The sequence below is a fragment of the Acidovorax sp. HMWF018 genome, assembly GCF_003061035.1.
Taxonomy (GTDB): Bacteria; Pseudomonadota; Gammaproteobacteria; order Burkholderiales; family Burkholderiaceae_C; genus Acidovorax; species Acidovorax delafieldii.
In genome coordinates this window covers 1,797-15,725 of sequence record NZ_QAIM01000317.1, presented here as the reverse complement: position 1 = coordinate 15,725, position 13,929 = coordinate 1,797, and the positions used below count along the sequence as shown (strand labels likewise).

Here is a 13,929-nt window from a genome sequence, read left to right as displayed (position 1 = left end):
GCAGAAGGCTGGGTCATGGGATGGATCACTCAGGGTAGGGCGCCGCCATCAAGGGGTGGCCGTTGCCGACGGCGGATTTTATGCGGAGCGGGAGAATGCCAGACTCGCCATCCATCCACTGCACTTCCCATGACGACTTCCGATGCCCCCGTCACCATCCGCCCCCTCCAGGCTGCCGACTGGCCCGCCGTGTGGCCCATCCTGCGCACCACCTTCCAGGCGGGAGACACGTATGCGTTTGCCGCCGACAGCACCGATGCCGAGATCCACAAAGCCTGGGTAGAGCTGCCTGCTGCGACCTTTGTCGCCCTTGGCGCGGGCGGGGAGATTTGGGGTACCTATTTCATCAAGCCCAACCAGGCCGGGCTGGGGGCCCATGTGTGCAATTGTGGCTATGTGGTGGCGCCGACCGCGCAGGGGCAGGGCGTGGCCTCGTTGATGTGTGAGCACTCCCAGCAGCAGGCTGTGGCCATGGGCTTTCGGGCCATGCAGTTCAACCTGGTGGTAGCCAGCAACGTGCGCGCCGTGCGGCTGTGGCAGCACCTGGGCTTTGCGATCGTGGGCACGCTGCCCGGGGCCTTCCGGCACCACACGCTGGGCTATGTCGATGCCCACGTGATGTTCAAGACGCTGGTGGCCTGAGCTTTTTGCCAATGCAAAAAGGGCTCCCACATGGGAGCCCTTTCTGAGAGTCCGGGGGCACATGTCCACAACAGTGAGAGGCCGCCACCCGGGAAGATCCGCGTTCTTACATCGCGCTGATTTCGCCCGATGGGATCTTGCCGGTGCGCACGGCTTCGGCCGCTGCGGCGCGCACTGCAGCACGGTCGGCAGTCGACTTGTAGGTCACGACACGCGAACCAGCGGGTTCGATGCTGCGTGTTTGGGCCACGGCAGAGGCTTCAGCAGCCACTTCTGCACGGGTGCGGTTGGTGTCGAACTTGAGGGCGAATTGCGAGCTGTCGGCTTCGTCAGCGTGGGCGCCGAAAGCGGAGAAAGCAGCCACAGCAGCGATGGATAGGAAACGTGTTGTCTTGTTCATGGTGATCTCGATTCTTGATGGGGTGGGGGGCGAGGTCCGTTGATTCCGGGACGGCTTACAGAGCGCCGAGTTCGCCGGAAGGGATCTGGCCAGTGCGCACAGCTTCAGCAGCCTGGGCACGCACGGCAGCACGGTCAGCCGTGGACTTGTAGGTCACCACACGCGAACCAGCGGGCTCGATCGAGCGGGTCTGGGCCACGGTAGCGGCTTCAGCAGCCACTTCAGCGCGGGTGCGGTTGGTTTCAAACTTGGTGGCGAACTGCGAAGCGTCGGCTTCGTCAGCCTGGGCACCAAAAGAAGCGAAAGCGGCGACAGCGGCGATGGAGAGGAAACGTGCGGTGTTGTTCATGATTGATAAGTCCTTGAAGTTGAAAAAGCGTCTCAAAAAAGCCGGGTCAAAAACCATTCCTGAACCGGGTTCGGTGAGTCGCCTTGCGGGTTCGGCTCATCGATGGGATGAACTGTACGCCGATGGTGTTTAGAGAAAAACCACTGAGTCGCAAACTGACTGTTCCAGTTTTGGAAACAGTCGGCCCACTCAGGGCGCGCCCTTGGGTCAAATGTGTGCAGCACCCCGCAGCGCCAGGGCGGGCGCCCCAGGCCCACAATGCACATACCCAATTGATACGACTAGGTATAAATCCTGAGATTCTGGCGAAATTTAGTATGTGTAGTGCTTTTCAAAGTATCAACTGAGCATCAGAGCATCGGTATCGTTCAGCCCATCAATGCCGAGATTCGACTGGCGTTGAATGGCAGATCCATACCAACTACGCAGGAGACGTTCCGATGCCCCGTTCCACTCGTCCACACACTCGCTTGGCTCTGGCCGTTGCTGCCCTGGCGGCATCGCTGTGCGGAGCCGCTGCGCATGCGCAGACCGAACTCGTGATTGCCACCGTGAACAACGGCCACATGATCGAGATGCAAAAGCTCAGCAAGAATTTCGAGCAGGCCAACCCCGACATCAAGCTCAAGTGGGTCACGTTGGAAGAGGGCGTGCTGCGCCAGCGCGTGACCACCGACATCGCCACCAAGGGCGGCCAGTTCGACGTGATGACGATTGGCATGTACGAAGCGCCCATCTGGGGCAAGAAGGGCTGGCTGCAGGAGCTGAAGACCGATGCTGCCTACGACGTGGATGACCTGCTGCCCGCCGTACGCAATGGCCTGACGGTGGACGGCAAGCTGTTTGCCGCGCCGTTCTATGGCGAAAGCTCCATGCTGATGTACCGAAAGGACCTGGCCGACAAGGCCGGCGTGCAGGTGCCTGAGCGTCCCACCTGGCCGCAGATCAAGGACCTGGCCGCCAAGATGCACGACCCCAAGAACGGCGTGTACGGCATCTGCCTGCGCGGCAAGCCAGGCTGGGGTGACAACATGGCGTTTTTGACCACGCTGGTCAACACCTTCGGCGGCCAGTGGTTCGACATGCAGTGGAAGCCGCAGCTCGAATCCAAGCCTTGGAAGGACGCGATCACCTTCTACGTCGACCTGCTCAAGAACTATGGCCCGCCCGGCTCGTCGGCCAACAGCTTCAACGAGATCCTGGCGCTGACCAACTCCGGCAAGTGCGGCATGTGGGTGGACGCGACCATCGCCGCATCGTTCGTGGCCGACCCCAAGCAGTCCAAGGTGGCCGACCAGATGGCCTTTGCCCAGGCTCCCACCATGAACACGCCCAAGGGCGCCAACTGGCTGTGGTCGTGGAACCTGGCCATCCCCGCCGGTTCGAAAAAGGTCGACGCCGCGCAGAAGTTCATCACCTGGTCCACCAGCAAGGACTACATCCAGCTGGTGGCCAAGACGAACGGCTGGGCCAATGTGCCTACCGGCACGCGCAAGAGCACGTATGCGGCGCCGGAGTTCCAGAAGGCGGCCCGCTTCGCTGCTGCAGAGAAGACTGCCATCGACTCGGCCAACCCGACGGATTCGACCCTGCCGAAGAGCCCGTACGTGGGTGTGCAGTTCGCGGCCATTCCTGAGTTCCAGGCCATCGGCATCGCCGTGGGCCAGCAGATGAGTTCTGCGCTGGCAGGCAAGACGACGGTGGACGCGGCACTCAAGGCCGGCCAGGTGGCGGCTGACCGAGAAATGAAAAAGGCCGGCTACTACAAATAGGCATTCATTCGGCTACTGCGCGGGCCGATCCGGGGCCGGTGTTCCTCGCCGTACGGGAGTACGGCTGCGGTACAGCGACCCCGCCTCGGCCCGCTCGCTACGCCGACTGAACGCCTATTTCCGCTGGACTTTTTTCTGAGGCTCCCATGAACCGCCGCCTGCTACCCCGTCTGCTGCTCACGCCAGCCATGGCTACGCTCTTCCTGTGGATGATCGTGCCGCTGGTGATGACGATCTACTTCTCGCTCATCCGCTACAACTTCATGCAGCCGGACCAGACAGGCTTTGCCGGGCTGGAGAACTTTGAGTATTTCGTCACCGACCCATCGTTTGGCACGGCGGTGGTCAATACGCTGCTGCTGCTGGGCAGCGTCATTCTCATCACGGTGGTGTTCGGCATTGCGATTGCGCTGCTCATCAACGAGCCGTTTGCGGGCCGGGGCATCGTGCGGGTGCTGCTGATTTCGCCGTTTTTCGTCATGCCCACGGTGAACGCGCTGATGTGGAAGAACATGATGATGAATCCCATCTACGGCGTGCTCGCCCAGGTGTGGATGTTCTTTGGCGCACAGCCGGTGGATTGGCTCACGGACCACCCGTTGTTCTCGGTGATCGTCATGGTGTCGTGGCAATGGCTGCCGTTTGCCACGCTGATCTTCATGACCGCATTGCAGAGCATGAACCACGAACAGCTGGAAGCATCGCGCATGGACGGCGCCAACTACCTGCAGCAGCTGCGCTACCTGTACGTGCCGCACCTGGCACGCTCGGTGGCCGTGGTGGTGATGATCGAACTCATCTTTTTGCTCAGCATCTTTGCCGAGATCTACACCACCACGGGTGGCGGGCCGGGCGATGCGAGCACCAACGTCACCTTCCTGATCTTCAAGCAGGCACTGCTCAACTTCGACGCGGGTGTGGCCTCGGCCGGGGCGCTGTTCGCAGTGTTGCTGGCCAATATCGCCGCGGTGTTTCTGATCCGCATGGTCGGCAAGAACCTTGACAAGTAAGACGGGGCAACGCTCATGACAACGACAAAACGACGCCGCTCCAACTTCCCGCTGGGCCTGCTGGCCCTGCGCACTGCTGCTGCCTGGGGCGTGGCCCTGCTGCTGTTCTTTCCGCTGGGTTGGCTGTTCCTCACGGCGTTCAAGACCGAGTTGCAGGCCATCGCCGTGCCGCCGCAGCTGTTCTTTGTCCCCACGCTCGAAAGCTTTCACGAGGTGCAGGAGCGCAGCGACTACCTGCTGTACGCCAAGAATTCGGTCATCACCAGCGTGGTCTCTACCCTGGTGGGGCTCATGCTGGCTGCGCCTGCGGCCTACGCCATGGCCTTCTTCAAGGGCAAGTACACCAAGGACATCCTCATGTGGATGCTCTCGACCAAGATGATGCCCGCCGTGGGCGCGCTGGTACCCATCTACGTGCTGGCGCAAAAGAGCCACCTGCTCGATACGCAGCTTGCGCTCATCATCGTGTTCGCACTGTCCAACCTGCCCATCATGGTCTGGATGCTGTATTCGCACTTCAAGGACATCCCGCGCGAGATTCTGGAAGCCGCGCGCATGGACGGCGCCACGCTGTGGCAGGAGGTGCGGCTGGTGCTGCTGCCGCTGGGCATGGGCGGCCTCGCGTCCACCGGTCTCTTGTGCCTGGTGCTGTCATGGAACGAGGCCTTCTGGAGCCTGAACCTCAGCGCCGCCAAGGCCGGCACGCTGGCTACGCTGATCGCGTCGTACTCCAGCCCCGAGGGCCTGTTCTGGGCCAAGTTGTCCGCCGCCTCGCTGATGGCCATTGCGCCCATCGTGGTCTTTGGCTGGTTCAGCCAGAAGCAGCTGGTGCAGGGCCTGACGTTTGGTGCGGTCAAGTAAGCCGCAGTTTTCCTCTCAGTTTTCAAGATTTCAGGAACCCGATTCCATGGCCTACCTTCAACTGCGCGGCATCGAGAAATTCTTTGGTGAGCATCGCGCCATCAAGGGCATCGACCTCACCATCCAGCAAGGCGAGTTCATCGTCTTCGTCGGCCCCTCGGGCTGCGGCAAGTCCACGCTGCTGCGGCTGATTGCGGGGCTCGAAAATATCGACGGCGGCACCCTGATGCTGGACGGCCGCGACATCACCGACCAGCCCTCGAGCAAGCGCGACTTGGCGATGGTGTTCCAGAGCTATGCGCTGTACCCGCACATGAGCGTGTACGAGAACATGAGCTTTGCGCTCAAGCTCGCCAAGGTGGACAAGCAGGTGATCGACGAGAAGGTGCAGAACGCCGCGCGCATCCTCAACCTCACGCAGTACCTGCATCGCACGCCCAAGGAGCTGTCGGGTGGGCAGCGCCAGCGCGTGGCCATCGGCCGCGCCATCGTGCGCGCGCCCAAGGTGTTCCTGTTTGACGAGCCACTGTCCAACCTCGACGCGGCGCTGCGCGGCCAGACGCGCGTGGAGATCGCCAAGCTGCACCGCGACCTCGGGGCCACCACCATCTACGTGACGCACGACCAGGTCGAGGCCATGACGCTGGCCGACCGCGTGGTGGTGCTGCGCGACGGCGTCATCGAGCAGGTGGGCACGCCGCTGGAACTGTACGACAAGCCTGCCAACCAGTTCGTGGCCCAGTTCATCGGCACGCCGCAGATGAATGTGGTGCCCCTGCCGCAGCTGCCATCGCCTGTACAAAAGCAGGCACCCGCCGGGGCGGAGGGCGGTGCCATCGGCCTGCGCCCCGAGAACATCACGGTGCGCAACACCGGCGCGACGCCGGTGCCGGGCCAGGTGGACCTGGTGGAAGCATTGGGCGCAGAGACGCTGATCTACGTGAGCACGCCCAGCGGCGCGCAGTTTGTGGCGCGCCAGAACGACCGCACAGGCCTGCGCGCCGGCGATGCGGTGAGCCTGGACATCGACGCGTCGCACGCCCATTGGTTCGACCCGAACGGCCGCGTGGTGGCCCGCCAGACCGCATGACCGCCATGACTGCTTCCATGCCCCCCGGACGAGAACTTCAAGGCAAGGTGGCGGCCGTTACCGGCGCCGCATCGGGCATCGGGTTTGCCAGTGCCCAAGCCATGGCCCACGCTGGCGCGCGCGTGGTGCTCATCGATCGCGACGAGGCCGCGCTGGCCAAGGCCTGTGCAGCGATTGGCGCCAACGCCTTGCCGCTGGTGCTGGACCTGCTCGATGCCAGGCAATGCGCCAGCCTGCTGCAGCGCACGCTGGCGCTCGCGGGCCAGCTCGACATCTTCCACGCCAACGCCGGGCTGTATGTGGGCGGCGACCTGGTGGATGCCGACCCCGACGCCATCGACCGCATGCTGAACCTGAACGTCAACGTGGTGATGAAGAACGTGCACAACGTGCTGCCCCACATGATCGAGCGGGGCACGGGCGACATCATCGTCACCAGTTCGCTGGCCGCGCATTTCCCCACGCCGTGGGAGCCCGTCTACGCATCGTCCAAGTGGGCCGTCAACTGCTTCGTGCAGACCGTGCGCCGCCAGGTCTTCAAGCACGGCATCCGCGTGGGCTCCATTTCGCCCGGGCCTGTCATCACTTCGCTGCTGGCCGACTGGCCCGCGGAAAAGCTGGCCGAGGCCAAGGCCAGCGGCAGCCTCATCGAGGCCTCCGAAGTGGCCGACGTGGTGCTCTTCATGCTCACCCGCCCGCGCGGCATGACCATCCGCGACGTCGTGATGATGCCCACGAACTTTGATCTCTAGAAACCCGCAGTCACGCACCATGAATTTCATCCTGCACCTGGGCCTGGGCTCGTTCCACCGCGCCCACCAGGCCGTTTACGTTCACGCATTGCGCCAGCAGGGCGACACGGGCTGGGCCATCGCAGGCGGCAACCTCCGCCCGGACATGGCCGACACCATCGCGGCGCTGCAAGCGCAGGATGGGCGCTACACGCTCGAAACCGTCACCCCCCAAGGCGAGCGCAACTACACCGTCATCGAGTCGATCCAGCGGGTGATCCCCTACCAGGATGACCTGGCCCCGCTGATTGCCATGGGTGCCGACCCTGCCACGCGCATCATCAGCTTCACGGTGACCGAAGCGGGCTACTACCTGGATGCCCAGAACCAGCTCGACTGGCCCACGTTTGCCGACCTGCGCGCCGACCTGGCGGCCGTGAAGGCGGGCCAGGCAGGCCACACGATCTACGGCGGTCTGGTCAGCATCCTGCGCGCGCGCAGGGCAGCCGGTGCGGGCGCTGTGACGCTGATGAACTGCGACAACCTGCGCCACAACGGCGACCGCTCGCGCGGCGGGCTGCTGCAGTTCATCGAGGCGCTGGGCGATGCGCCACTGAAAGAGTGGGTAGAGCAGAACACCACCAGCCCCAACGCCATGGTGGACCGCATCACGCCGCGCCCCACGCCCGATGTGGCCGAGCGCGTGAAGGCTGCCACCGGCTGGGACGACAAGGCAGCACTCATGGGTGAAAGCTTTATCCAGTGGGTCATCGAAGACGACTTCATCGCAGGCCGCCCCGCGTGGGAAACGGTCGGTGTCGAGATGGTGCAGTCGGTGCAGGCGCACGAAGAGGCCAAGATCCGCCTGCTCAACGCCACCCACAGCTGCATTGCCTGGGCGGGCACGCTGGCGGGCTACCAGTACATCCACGAAGGCACACACGACGCGGCCATTCGCCAGATGGCCTACGACTACGTCACCGACGACGCGATCCCTGTGCTCCACACGCCCGAGCAACCATGCCCCATCAACCTGGAGCAGTACCGCGACGTGGTGCTGGACCGCTTCGGCAACCCTGCCATCGCCGACACCAACCAGCGCGTGGCCATGGATGCGTTCTCCAAGATCCCCGGCATGATTGCGCCCACCATCCGCGACCGACTGGCGCGCAACGCGTCGTTCGACAGCGTGGCCATGCTGCCCGCGCTGTTCCTGGCCTACCTGCAGCGCTGGCATGCAGGGCAGATCCCCTACAGCTACCAGGATCAAGCCATGGATCCCGCCGTGGCCCATGCCATCTGCGATGCCGCTGACCCCGTGGCGGCCTATGCGGCCGACACGACCCTGTGGGGCGAGATGGCCAGCCACCCCCAATTGTTGGACGCGCTGCGCAAAGCCTATGCCCGCGTGTTGGCTTTTGTGGCGGAGCGGACAGGCGCCTGATGCTGGTGTAATTTGAGCCCACTACCGCCATGACCGTGAAGACGCCCATCGCCCCGCGCCAAACCAAGCCCGAGCTGGAGCACGACTATGTGCGCTCGCCCGCGCTGGGCTACGAGTCGCCCGAGACGGCGGGCTTCATCCGTTGTTTGTCGCACGGGTTTCCCACGCCGCTGGCGCGCTGGCATTACCACGACGAGTACGAGCTGCACCTGATCACGGCCACCTCTGGCAAGGTGTTTGTGGGGGACTGGATCGGTCAGTTCCAGCCCGGCCACCTGGTGCTGACCGGGCCGCGCCTGCCGCACAACTGGATCAGCATGGACCTGCCCGAAGGCGGCGTGCCGCTGCGCGACCTGGTGATCCAGTTCTCGCACGCGCCGCTGGTGGCCAGCAGCGAGACCATCCCCGAGCTGCGCGAGGTACTGCCTCTGCTGGAGCGCGCGCGCCACGGCGTGGAGTTCTTTGGCATGGAAGCGCAGGCGCAAGAGCATTGGCACCGCATCAAGGCGCGCCAGGGGCTCGCCCGGTTCGGCGCGTTCTGCGAATTCATGAGCGACCTGGCGCGCTGCACCGACTTTCGCCTGCTGTCGAGCACGCAGCTGCAAAGCGAGGACAACGATACCCAGCTCGACCAGATCAACGCCATCGTGAGCCGCATCACCGACCACCTGGCCGACCCGCTGTCGGCAGCCGACCTGGCGCAAGAGCTGGGCATGACGGAGAGCCGCTTCTCACGCTTCTTCCGCCGTGCCACGGGCAATACCTTCACAGACTTCGTGAACCTGGTGCGTGTGAACCGCGCGTGCCAGCTGCTGATGGAGACCGAGCGCTACATCACGCACATTGCTTATGACGTGGGCTTCAACAACATGGCCAACTTCAACCGCCGCTTTCTGGACATCAAGGGCATGACGCCCAGCGAGTACCGCAAGCAGGGCGCGGGAAGGTTTGGAAAGACTTCCTGATCCCTGGCCGGATCTGCACCCTGAGAGGGGAGGCCCTTGTTGCGTGACCCCTGCACGCAGCCCGCCAAAGATAAAGGCCGGGCCATGGCTTTCACTGTGAATCACTGACATCTGTCCATCACCCATGTACCTCGGAATCGATTTAGGCACCTCGGGTGTCAAGCTCCTGCTGCTGGACGATGCGCATACTGTGGTCGCTACGGCAGATGCCGCCGTGCCCCAGCTGCGCCCCCAGCCCACCTGGAGCGAGCAGCACCCCGCCGACTGGTGGGCCGCCGTGGAGACTGCCGTGGCGCAGTTGCGCGCGCAGGCTCCCGCAGCGTGGGCGCAGGTGCGGGGCATCGGCCTCTCGGGCCACATGCACGGCGCGGTGGTACTGGACGCGCAGGGCCAGGTGCTGCGCCCGGCCATCTTGTGGAACGACGGCCGCGCCAGCGCCGAATGTGCGCAGCTGGAATCGGCTGTGCCCACTTCGCGCCAGATCACCGGCAATCTCGCCATGCCCGGCTTGACCGCGCCCAAGCTGCTGTGGCTGCGCACGCACGAGCCCGCCGTGTTCGACCAGATCCGCACCGTGCTGCTGCCCAAGGACTGGCTGCGCCTGCAACTCACTGGCGATGCAGTGAGCGACATGTCCGACGCATCGGGCACGCTGTGGCTGGACGTGCAGGCCCGCGCCTGGAGCCCGGCCATGTTGCAAGCCTGTGGGCTCGATGTTTCGCACATGCCGACGCTGGCCGAGGGCAGTGCGCCCACCGGCACACTGCGCAGCGATGTGGCACGCCGCTGGGGGCTCGGTGACAGCATCGTCGTGGCTGCTGGCGCGGGCGACAACGCCGCCAGTGCCGTGGGCGTGGGCGCCCGCACTGCGGGGCAGGGCTTTGTGTCGCTGGGCACCTCGGGTGTGGTCTTTCGCGTGACGGACGCTTTTGCGCCTGCCACCGAGCGCGCCGTGCATGCCTTTGCCCATGCGCTGCCGCAGCGCTGGCACCACATGTCCGTCATGCTCAGTGCAGCGAGTGCGTTTGGCTGGGTCACCCGGCTCACGGGGCGTGGCGACGAGGCGCAACTGTCTGACGCCGTCAGCGTCCTCAACACCACCCGCCAGGCGCAGGCGCCGCTGTTTTTGCCGTACCTGAGTGGCGAGCGCACACCGCACAACAACGCGGCTGCCACCGGCGTGTTCATGGGCCTGCGGGCCGAACACGAAGCGGCGGACCTGGCCTATGCCGTGATGGAAGGCGTGGGCTTTGGCCTGCTCGATGGCCTCAATGCCATGCGTGCCGCCGGGGCCGGGCAGGGTGGTGCAGCCCGCCGGGATGACGCAGCCCTGGCCTTGGTCGGTGGCGGTGCCCGCAGCAACCCCTGGGCGCAGCTCTTGGCCAGCGCGTTGGGCACACCGCTGCAGCGCCCGCAGGGCGCACACGCTGCCGCAGCCCTAGGCGCCGCGCGCCTGGCCGCCATGGCCTGCGGTGGTGACGAAGCCCATTGGTGCCAGCCCCTGCCCGCTGACGCCACCTTCATGCCACAGCCCGCACAACAAACCCAGCTGGCCGAACGTTATGCCCGCTTTGTCGCGCTATACCCCGCGCTGCAATCGCAGTTCTGACGCACTGTCTGCTTCCTTCCAAACTTCCATGACTTCCGCATCCACGATTTCCAACGGCACAGTGCCCATCCACGCCGCCATTGCTGGCGAGGCCCTCATCGACCTGATCCGCCGCCCCGATGGCAGCTACCTGCCGTGCCTGGGCGGCGCGCTCTACAACCTGTGCCGTGCGCTGGCCCGCCAAGGCGTGGGCACCCAGTACCTCAACCCCCTGTCGCGCGACCGTTTTGGGCGCGAACTGGCTGCGCAACTGGTGGCTGACGGCGTGGTGCTGGCCCAGCCCGAGCCCGTGCAGCAGGTCACGTCACTGGCCGTGGTCAACCTCGACGCACATGGCCACCCCGACTACGCCTTCTACCGCGAAGGTGTGGCCGACCGCGCCGTGTCCGCCGCAGGTCTGGGCGATAGCTGCGCCGCCTTGCCCGCGCTGCAGTTGGTGTGCACCGGCGCGCTGGCGCTCGACGCGCGTGACACTGCCATCTACCTGCCGTGGCTGGCCGCCCAGCGCGCCGCAGGCCGCTGTGTGGTGGTCGATGCCAATCTGCGCCCCTCCGTCATGCCCGACCTGGCGGCCTACCGCACCGCGGTGCACGCCGCGCTGGCCCACGCCCACATCATCAAGGCCAGCGACGAAGACCTGGAGCATCTGGCCGTGCCTGGTGTGGATGCCCTGGCCCGCGCACAGCACCTGCTGGCCGTCAACCCACAGGCTCACCTGCTGGCGCTCACGCTGGGCGCGGAAGGCGCCTGGCTGCTGCACCGCAAAGGCGTGCAGTGTTTTGCCAAAGAGGCCCAGCCGCTGCCAGTGGTGGACACCGTGGGCGCGGGCGACAGCTTTCTGGCAGGGCTGCTGGCGCATTTGCTGCGGCAGGCGCAGGCCGCGGGTGGTGCGAGCTTTGTGCGGTTTGTCGAAACGCTGACGGCCGATGCCTGCCAGCAGGCGCTGCGCCATGCGCTGGCCAGCGCCAGTTTGTGCGTGATGGAGCAAGGCTGCGTGCCGCCGGGCTGGGAGGCTGCCCGCGCATGGAGCCAGCAGCATCCCGCAGCCCAAGACCCACGCTGACATGGGGTTGCGCCCGCACCCTTGGAGGCGGGCCGTCTATGATCCAACGTCGCCGATTCGCTGGGGATGCCAATGACTGATCTTGTGGTTGCGGTGCTGTGGTCAGCCGTCGATGTGCTGCTGATATTCACCGGCGCATTGGTGGTGCGTGTGCTCAGCCTGGGTCGCTGGCGCACAGAGCATGTGCGCCACCAGGAAGCCCGCATGTTTGCTCCCGCCGGAGCGTTGTCGTTTCGGCGCGAGGGTCAACGCGTGGTGACTGCGAGCGGCCTGTACATCGCCGGATCTTTGTTCTACGTATTGCTGGCTGTGTTGCTGGTGGGCTTATCGCGGGCCGCATCGGCATGAGGCCCGACAACGCAGCCTCCGAAGCCCCCCGCATCATCCCTGTGGGCCCCGATGCTGCAGAAGCCGCCTGCACGGTCATCCGTCAATCCATCACCCACTGCTGTGCGCTGGACCACGGCCATGACCCCACCATCCTGATGGCCTGGCTGGCCAACAAGACGCCCGAGAACCTGGCTGCGTGGATCTCCGCGCCGGGCGCTGCAGCATGGGGGGCATACCGAGGCGACACGATGGTGGGCTTTGCGCTGCTGGCGCGGCCCATGCTGGCGCTTTGCTATGTGGTGCCAGAAGCCTTGCACCAAGGGGTGGGGCGGGGCCTGCTGCAGCACGTGGAGGCCCATGCACGCGAGGTGGGGCTCGCAGCTTTGGGGTTGGAGAGTACGCGCACTGCGGAGGCCTTTTATCGCCGCCATGGCTATGCGCCGCATGGAGCGGTGCAAACCTGGGCGGGGCTACAGGCACAGCCAATGCGCAAGGTGTTGTGACTTCACCTTTTCTGCCGTGGCGTCGCCCTTCGTGTCACGGATGAGAGAGCGAATTTTTAAATAAAAATGGCCTCTGGCGCCCAATATATATGCGCCGAAGGCTCTTCTTTTTATAGCGATGGGTGCTCCCACCTCTGTCGCAGTTCACACGTCGGTACGCACCCGGTGGCCCTGGTTGTCATTCATTTCCAGAATCCACCACTGCGCCCCCGTGTTCTTGTCGATGAAGCGCATGTGCGAAGCGATGTTGGCCAGCGTGGGGCTGTCGAGGCGGAGCAGGCGCTGAACATAGTCCACCAGGTCCTCGGCCGCGTGGGTGAATTCAAAACCGTCGTGGTCGAACTCGACAACCTGGCCGGCGCACTCTCCATCGGTCGCCATCAGGATGTAGTTGCCGGAATGGGGTGTCTCGCCAATCACTTGGCAGTGCTCGATCCAGTCGGGCAGGATCTCTTCGCGTTCTTCGTCGCTCAGGTGTTCCGTCCAGCCCTCAAACGCCTCTTGCAGCGTGGGCCATTCAGCGGGCGGGGCGATGTAGCGGGCGGCGTCGCCCGAGTCGGCATCGTGGTACAGCAGCACGCCGCCGAACGTGACGTAGAAAGCGGCGAGCTGGCCCACACCGGGCAGGGGGGCATCCAGCGCAGTGGGGGGCTGGATGTGGTGCTGAAAATTCACCGTTTTGGTCTCTTGCGGCTTGTTGATGCGCTCACAGGAGAACGTGCCTTTGTGTTCGGCGATGGCGCGGTGCAGATCAGGCAGTGTCATGGGCGGACCTTGGGTGGCTGTCAAAGTTCTTGTGCGTACACGATGAAACCATGGTGCTTGGCCAGCTTGTCGTACAGCTGGCGCCCGGCGGCATTGGTCTCGTGGGTTTGCCAGTACACGCGGGAAGATCGGGCGGCGCGCGCTGCGTCGTACACCGCTTCGATCAGCGCCCGTCCCACGCCCCGGCCGCGCGCGGCTTCGCGGGTGAACAGGTCGCTGAGGTAGCACACGGGCTCGATGCGCGTCATGCTGCGGTGAAACAGATAGTGCGTGAGGCCCAGGAGTTCGCCGGTGGCATCGTCTTGCGCCACCAGGCAGAACATGGGCTCTGCCGCGTCATGAAACCGCTGCCAGGTGGCTTGCGTGATGTGCTCCGGCAGCGCGGTGGCGCCAAA

Annotated in this window: 17 protein-coding genes; 13 read left to right on the top strand and 4 right to left on the bottom strand. The window is 64.8% G+C overall.

The genetic code is table 11. The annotated features are described in order from the left end of the window. The first annotated feature begins 129 nt into the window (after positions 1 to 129). Entirely contained in the window at positions 130 to 642 is a 513-nt protein-coding gene (locus DBR23_RS12095) for a GNAT family N-acetyltransferase (RefSeq protein ID WP_108498407.1), read from the top strand. Between the two features lie 106 nt (positions 643 to 748). Here DBR23_RS12095 and DBR23_RS12090 read toward each other — a convergent pair whose 3' ends face one another. Further along, positions 749 to 1,042 carry a DUF4148 domain-containing protein gene (locus tag DBR23_RS12090; RefSeq protein WP_108498406.1) on the bottom strand — a complete coding sequence of 98 codons (294 nt, stop codon included), beginning with the start codon at positions 1,040 to 1,042 and terminating at the stop codon, positions 749 to 751. A 55-nt stretch (positions 1,043 to 1,097) separates the two neighbouring features. After that, positions 1,098 to 1,391: a DUF4148 domain-containing protein gene (locus DBR23_RS12085; RefSeq protein WP_099729858.1), complete on the bottom strand. Its 294-nt coding sequence runs from the start codon at positions 1,389 to 1,391 to the stop codon at positions 1,098 to 1,100. Here DBR23_RS12085 and DBR23_RS32135 point away from each other — a divergent pair. The 12 genes from DBR23_RS32135 (at position 1,390) to DBR23_RS12030 (ending at position 12,769) form a co-directional block, all read left to right on the top strand. Beyond that, positions 1,390 to 1,524, top strand: a complete 135-nt coding sequence (locus DBR23_RS32135; protein ID WP_255581674.1) for a hypothetical protein — start codon at positions 1,390 to 1,392, stop codon at positions 1,522 to 1,524. The two genes, DBR23_RS12085 and DBR23_RS32135, sit on opposite strands and share 2 nt — an antisense overlap. Before the next feature lie 307 nt (positions 1,525 to 1,831). Beyond that, positions 1,832 to 3,163, top strand: a complete 1,332-nt coding sequence (locus DBR23_RS12080; RefSeq protein WP_108498405.1) for a sugar ABC transporter substrate-binding protein — start codon at positions 1,832 to 1,834, stop codon at positions 3,161 to 3,163. A gap of 146 nt (positions 3,164 to 3,309) precedes the next feature. Beyond that, positions 3,310 to 4,173 (top strand): carbohydrate ABC transporter permease, encoded by an 864-nt coding sequence (locus DBR23_RS12075; RefSeq protein ID WP_108498404.1) that lies wholly within the window; start codon positions 3,310 to 3,312, stop codon positions 4,171 to 4,173. Between the two features lie 15 nt (positions 4,174 to 4,188). Continuing rightward, complete coding sequence (locus tag DBR23_RS12070; RefSeq protein ID WP_108498403.1) at positions 4,189 to 5,034, top strand: carbohydrate ABC transporter permease; 846 nt, start codon at positions 4,189 to 4,191, stop codon at positions 5,032 to 5,034. Positions 5,035 to 5,080: 46 nt separating this feature from the next. After that, the gene (locus DBR23_RS12065) at positions 5,081 to 6,124 is read left to right on the top strand and encodes an ABC transporter ATP-binding protein (protein WP_108498402.1); all 1,044 of its coding nucleotides are present in this window, start codon (positions 5,081 to 5,083) and stop codon (positions 6,122 to 6,124) included. A 5-nt stretch (positions 6,125 to 6,129) separates the two neighbouring features. After that, positions 6,130 to 6,876 (top strand): SDR family oxidoreductase, encoded by a 747-nt coding sequence (locus tag DBR23_RS12060; RefSeq protein WP_199227688.1) that lies wholly within the window; start codon positions 6,130 to 6,132, stop codon positions 6,874 to 6,876. Positions 6,877 to 6,895: 19 nt separating this feature from the next. After that, the gene (gene dalD / locus DBR23_RS12055; protein ID WP_108498401.1) at positions 6,896 to 8,299 is read left to right on the top strand and encodes a D-arabinitol 4-dehydrogenase; all 1,404 of its coding nucleotides are present in this window, start codon (positions 6,896 to 6,898) and stop codon (positions 8,297 to 8,299) included. Between the two features lie 29 nt (positions 8,300 to 8,328). Further along, the gene (locus DBR23_RS12050) at positions 8,329 to 9,264 is read left to right on the top strand and encodes an AraC family transcriptional regulator (protein WP_055402746.1); all 936 of its coding nucleotides are present in this window, start codon (positions 8,329 to 8,331) and stop codon (positions 9,262 to 9,264) included. A 124-nt stretch (positions 9,265 to 9,388) separates the two neighbouring features. After that, positions 9,389 to 10,873, top strand: a complete 1,485-nt coding sequence (xylB, locus tag DBR23_RS12045; protein WP_108498400.1) for a xylulokinase — start codon at positions 9,389 to 9,391, stop codon at positions 10,871 to 10,873. A gap of 28 nt (positions 10,874 to 10,901) precedes the next feature. Continuing rightward, the gene (locus DBR23_RS12040) at positions 10,902 to 11,936 is read left to right on the top strand and encodes a PfkB family carbohydrate kinase (RefSeq protein ID WP_108498399.1); all 1,035 of its coding nucleotides are present in this window, start codon (positions 10,902 to 10,904) and stop codon (positions 11,934 to 11,936) included. 72 nt (positions 11,937 to 12,008) lie between these two features. Then, positions 12,009 to 12,284: a hypothetical protein gene (locus tag DBR23_RS12035; protein ID WP_108498398.1), complete on the top strand. Its 276-nt coding sequence runs from the start codon at positions 12,009 to 12,011 to the stop codon at positions 12,282 to 12,284. Further along, positions 12,281 to 12,769 (top strand): GNAT family N-acetyltransferase, encoded by a 489-nt coding sequence (locus tag DBR23_RS12030; RefSeq protein ID WP_108498397.1) that lies wholly within the window; start codon positions 12,281 to 12,283, stop codon positions 12,767 to 12,769. Before DBR23_RS12035 ends, DBR23_RS12030 begins: the two co-directional genes overlap by 4 nt. 144 nt (positions 12,770 to 12,913) lie before the next feature. On the opposite strand, the gene DBR23_RS12025 is transcribed toward DBR23_RS12030, so the two are convergent. Both DBR23_RS12025 and DBR23_RS12020 read right to left on the bottom strand, forming a co-directional pair. Next, complete coding sequence (locus tag DBR23_RS12025; protein WP_108498396.1) at positions 12,914 to 13,534, bottom strand: SMI1/KNR4 family protein; 621 nt, start codon at positions 13,532 to 13,534, stop codon at positions 12,914 to 12,916. A 20-nt stretch (positions 13,535 to 13,554) separates the two neighbouring features. Further along, positions 13,555 to 13,929: GNAT family N-acetyltransferase (locus DBR23_RS12020; RefSeq protein WP_233250414.1), on the bottom strand; the 375-nt coding region annotated here is incomplete at its 5' end.

Coding starts and splice junctions, on each gene's coding strand:
- DBR23_RS12095 (WP_108498407.1), top strand. CDS start 130: ATGACGACTTCCGATGCCCCCGTCACCATCCGCCCCCTCCAGGCTGCC.
- DBR23_RS12090 (WP_108498406.1), bottom strand. CDS start 1,042: ATGAACAAGACAACACGTTTCCTATCCATCGCTGCTGTGGCTGCTTTC.
- DBR23_RS32135 (WP_255581674.1), top strand. CDS start 1,390: ATGATTGATAAGTCCTTGAAGTTGAAAAAGCGTCTCAAAAAAGCCGGG.
- DBR23_RS12085 (WP_099729858.1), bottom strand. CDS start 1,391: ATGAACAACACCGCACGTTTCCTCTCCATCGCCGCTGTCGCCGCTTTC.
- DBR23_RS12080 (WP_108498405.1), top strand. CDS start 1,832: ATGCCCCGTTCCACTCGTCCACACACTCGCTTGGCTCTGGCCGTTGCT.
- DBR23_RS12075 (WP_108498404.1), top strand. CDS start 3,310: ATGAACCGCCGCCTGCTACCCCGTCTGCTGCTCACGCCAGCCATGGCT.
- DBR23_RS12070 (WP_108498403.1), top strand. CDS start 4,189: ATGACAACGACAAAACGACGCCGCTCCAACTTCCCGCTGGGCCTGCTG.
- DBR23_RS12065 (WP_108498402.1), top strand. CDS start 5,081: ATGGCCTACCTTCAACTGCGCGGCATCGAGAAATTCTTTGGTGAGCAT.
- DBR23_RS12060 (WP_199227688.1), top strand. CDS start 6,130: ATGACTGCTTCCATGCCCCCCGGACGAGAACTTCAAGGCAAGGTGGCG.
- dalD (WP_108498401.1), top strand. CDS start 6,896: ATGAATTTCATCCTGCACCTGGGCCTGGGCTCGTTCCACCGCGCCCAC.
- DBR23_RS12050 (WP_055402746.1), top strand. CDS start 8,329: ATGACCGTGAAGACGCCCATCGCCCCGCGCCAAACCAAGCCCGAGCTG.
- xylB (WP_108498400.1), top strand. CDS start 9,389: ATGTACCTCGGAATCGATTTAGGCACCTCGGGTGTCAAGCTCCTGCTG.
- DBR23_RS12040 (WP_108498399.1), top strand. CDS start 10,902: ATGACTTCCGCATCCACGATTTCCAACGGCACAGTGCCCATCCACGCC.
- DBR23_RS12035 (WP_108498398.1), top strand. CDS start 12,009: ATGACTGATCTTGTGGTTGCGGTGCTGTGGTCAGCCGTCGATGTGCTG.
- DBR23_RS12030 (WP_108498397.1), top strand. CDS start 12,281: ATGAGGCCCGACAACGCAGCCTCCGAAGCCCCCCGCATCATCCCTGTG.
- DBR23_RS12025 (WP_108498396.1), bottom strand. CDS start 13,534: ATGACACTGCCTGATCTGCACCGCGCCATCGCCGAACACAAAGGCACG.